The sequence below is a fragment of the Moraxella equi genome (assembly GCF_002027555.1).
Taxonomy (GTDB): Bacteria; Pseudomonadota; Gammaproteobacteria; order Pseudomonadales; family Moraxellaceae; genus Moraxella; species Moraxella equi.
Map to the genome: position 1 here is coordinate 1 of NZ_MXAP01000129.1, position 3,252 is coordinate 3,252.

Consider the following 3,252-nt stretch of genomic DNA (forward strand, 5'->3'; position numbering starts at 1 on the left):
TATAGATGATGATAATGCGTAGTAGGGTTGCAAGCATGGGGGTTCCTTTGGGTTTATCTAAATTTAAAATAACCCCTTAAAGGGGTTATTTTGGGTTAATCGCTAAATAATATGTAAAGTGCCAATGTTACGACAATCACATAATAAGTAACCATTATTTACACCTTAGCCACGTGAAGCATCACGGTTAACACGAGCCCATACCCATGAAAGGGCAGAAGGAGCAAGTTTGGCGGCACCAAGTGCCCCAATTGCAGCAAGTGCTAAGCCGAGTTGTTCCGTACCAGCAGACATATCAAGCGAAGCATGAGCAGAAGCAGAAGCGACCGCAATCGCACCAATGCCAACGGCATTTACTGATTTTTGGTATTTGGCTTTTAGAGCCTGTGAATTAAATTTAGCCATGATAATTGACTCCTTATCTTTCGGCTTGTTTTGATAAAAACCGCCACGACCACGCATTTAAGAATAGTAGGGCGGTCAGTGATAACAATTGATTTGCTTCGGCAAATGTCAATTGCGAAAAGAACGACATAAAACCTTGATTGTCATGTGAGACCCACTCAATGCAAGTATTTTGAATTAGCGTTTTGCAAACATACATTGTTAATGTCTCAACACATGATTAAGATTGTGTAAACCGTGCTTATTGTAATAAGCAATAAATTCGGGGTAAGATACTTTAAATATTGGCAACCATGTCAAATATGCTTTGATTGAATCATGAATATGATTGTCAATCATCATTGTCAAAGTTGCTAATCTGCGTTCATTTTCAATAAACGCTTGTTTTTGGAGTTTATCCAAATCATTAAAATGGGACATCGTCCAAATCATCATTATCGCAATCTTTTTTTGGATTATCACGATTTAAAAATTCATCATCAATATCAATCCAATCAAGATAACTAGGGACGGAGTTTAGACCGTTTTCATCGCCAGTATTCCAATCACGCATTTTGAACAGCCTTATTTTTTTCAAACTCAATGGTTTCAATGACAATTTCGGTTTTTTTGTCGCCATCGCCTTCGCTTTCGAAAGAAACAGTACAATTTGCTTTATAGGTTTGACCGCTTTTAATGTGCTTAAACTTATCCCAATCTTTTAAATTGTTATATTTAAACATCTGAGAAACGGAGCCTACACCGCCTTTGGCGTCCACTTGGGCGAATACTTTGATATATTGGTGTTGCTCAAAATCAACTGGAATAGCCCCAGTTACTTCAAGTGTCATTGGAATACCGCTCATGGTTTAGTCCTTGTGTTATGCTACTATGCGTAGCGGGTTTAAATATTTGTCAAATTCGCCAGAATAGCGAGATTTAACAGGCTGATAATTTGGTGGTGTTTGGTTGGCAAAATCAATTTGTATCAGCTCAATGAGTGGTACTGTTTTGATTTCACGACCGTTTAAATTTTGTAAATGGGCTTTGGATATGCCAATGTCTACAAGTAGTTTTATATTTCTGTAAAATGTTTTTTCATTCGTTGTTTGTTTAGTATTATTAAAACCTTTACTTCTTAAAATGATATAAAAGTTATAAGCATGCATCGCTTTTGTATACGATATTTTCCCCTTGGGTGTAATTGTTGTAAGTTTTTCTTTGCATAGTCTTAATACTTCGCTATCGTCTAATGTCATCGATACTTCTCCACGCATACTATCGAATATCTCGGCAAACCAAAATTTCCACATCTTGAACATGCAATCAGGGTTATTTTTTTGATAAAGCATGAATTGCCAAATATTAGACGGCATGCCCATATTTTCTAGCATTTGTTTTTTGTTGGTGGCTTCAAATCTAAGCAAGTTTTTAGCGAACTGTTCAAGTTCAGGCGTAAAGACGGTATCAAGCAAATAATGAGCTTGACGGTTGTCTGCCCTTGCTTTTCGTCTTAATGATTTCATCGTATCAGCAACTTCGTTATTTTTGCCGTACATTTTGCAGTAGCCCACACGGTTCACGGCTTGACCCCAATAACGAGTATTGGCAAAAATATTTCTTTTGTTATCTGGAAAGCGGTATTTGGTTTTGACACGACCAATCATGTCAATGACTTCAAACATCATGTCGTCAGTTGGTAGACGAGCAGAATAAGTAACGTCAATGCGTGCAAAATGGGCGTTTTGAACATCTAAAAAAGACCATAACACAGGATAGCTATCACGCAGAACACCGAGCATTTCACAAACAAGCTCATAGACATAATCCGTACCATAGACATTATGACCTTGTAGAAATTTGGGACTAGCGTTTAAAGCGATATAAGGAATGGTGTTTTTGGTGTGATGATAGACTTTGACCGCCATATCAGCAAAGGAGCTTGGCAATTTTTCAAAAGGGTGCTTGATGTCGTAATACTCAACCTTACCAGTGTCCACGTCAAATCTGATACCGCCATAAGATTTAACACCAAAATACTGTAAATCAGCGACCAAACCAAACTCCACGCCACCGAGATGGCGGACGTAGGGAGCTTGAAAAGGTATGTTGATTATGTTGGTGTCGTGCATAGCTACTTTAAAAGTATACCAGTTAATTAGGTGTAAATATGGTATACCAATTAACAAGTATAATCAAGTTTTTTTGTAAAAAATTGTTTATCATATGCACAAGTAAACAACAAGAGAACTGAGACATGACAACCAAGCCAAAAGTTATCAAAATGAACGAATGGGAAAAACAGGCATTAACAGAAAAGTTAATTGCTCTGAACAGAAAACTTGCTCTAAGTGGCAATAAGCCGATGAAAACAGAAAGCGAAATTGTCCATAAGATACTAGAAATCACTCTAAGTAAAGTGAATGTAAAAGATGACGGCACATTTTACATAGAAACAATTTAACTCAAATTTTCACCCAAGAATACAGGGAAAATGGCTAAAAATTCTCAAATTTGAGAGTAGAATACACTACTAAAATATGTGTATTCTGCCCTGTGTGCGTGCGTGTCGTTGTCGTTTGCACCGCCCAACCGCCCACGCACGCACACAATACTTTTTAATTTTTGATTAAAATTTGTACAATAAGAGTTATCCACAATCACGCCCAAACACGCCCCTACAGACACTAGCCAAAATCCGACGTGCGTTAAGGGGTTCGCTCGACTTTTGGGTGTCTGTAGGGGCGTGGGCGTTCATGTGGATAACTCGTTGAGAACTACGCATAATTTGCGTTATGTGTAAATACGCCCACGCTCATGACATTGTAGCGTGGGCGTATTGAGCTACGCTAACATAACGCTAATTAT

The 3,252-nt window shown here is 38.0% G+C and carries 7 protein-coding genes; 1 reads left to right on the top strand and 6 read right to left on the bottom strand.

The annotated features are described in order from the left end of the window. Nucleotides 1–165: 165 nt before the first annotated feature. The 4 genes from B5J93_RS11615 to B5J93_RS11630 form a co-directional block, all read right to left on the bottom strand. Nucleotides 166–462 carry a hypothetical protein gene (locus tag B5J93_RS11615; RefSeq protein WP_079326526.1) on the bottom strand — a complete coding sequence of 99 codons (297 nt, stop codon included), beginning with the start codon at nt 460–462 and terminating at the stop codon, nt 166–168. A gap of 349 nt (nt 463–811) precedes the next feature. Next, complete coding sequence (locus tag B5J93_RS13605) at nt 812–958, bottom strand: hypothetical protein (protein WP_158080742.1); 147 nt, start codon at nt 956–958, stop codon at nt 812–814. Further along, nucleotides 951–1,250: a hypothetical protein gene (locus tag B5J93_RS11625; RefSeq protein WP_079326528.1), complete on the bottom strand. Its 300-nt coding sequence runs from the start codon at nt 1,248–1,250 to the stop codon at nt 951–953. The genes B5J93_RS13605 and B5J93_RS11625 overlap by 8 nt, the downstream gene beginning before the upstream one ends. A 15-nt stretch (nt 1,251–1,265) precedes the next feature. After that, the gene (locus B5J93_RS11630; RefSeq protein ID WP_115236935.1) at nt 1,266–2,516 is read right to left on the bottom strand and encodes a phage/plasmid replication protein, II/X family; all 1,251 of its coding nucleotides are present in this window, start codon (nt 2,514–2,516) and stop codon (nt 1,266–1,268) included. Nucleotides 2,517–2,641: 125 nt separating this feature from the next. On the opposite strand from B5J93_RS11630, the gene B5J93_RS11635 reads away from it, so the two are divergent. Continuing rightward, complete coding sequence (locus B5J93_RS11635; RefSeq protein WP_079326530.1) at nt 2,642–2,848, top strand: hypothetical protein; 207 nt, start codon at nt 2,642–2,644, stop codon at nt 2,846–2,848. Nucleotides 2,849–2,892: 44 nt separating this feature from the next. On the opposite strand, the gene B5J93_RS13610 is transcribed toward B5J93_RS11635, so the two are convergent. Both B5J93_RS13610 and B5J93_RS14265 read right to left on the bottom strand, forming a co-directional pair. Further along, a complete protein-coding gene (locus B5J93_RS13610; RefSeq protein WP_158080743.1) occupies nt 2,893–3,042 on the bottom strand; it encodes a hypothetical protein in 150 nt (49 codons plus the stop codon). After that, a complete protein-coding gene (locus B5J93_RS14265; RefSeq protein ID WP_265734218.1) occupies nt 3,035–3,169 on the bottom strand; it encodes a hypothetical protein in 135 nt (44 codons plus the stop codon). The genes B5J93_RS13610 and B5J93_RS14265 overlap by 8 nt, the downstream gene beginning before the upstream one ends. Nucleotides 3,170–3,252: the final 83 nt, after the last annotated feature.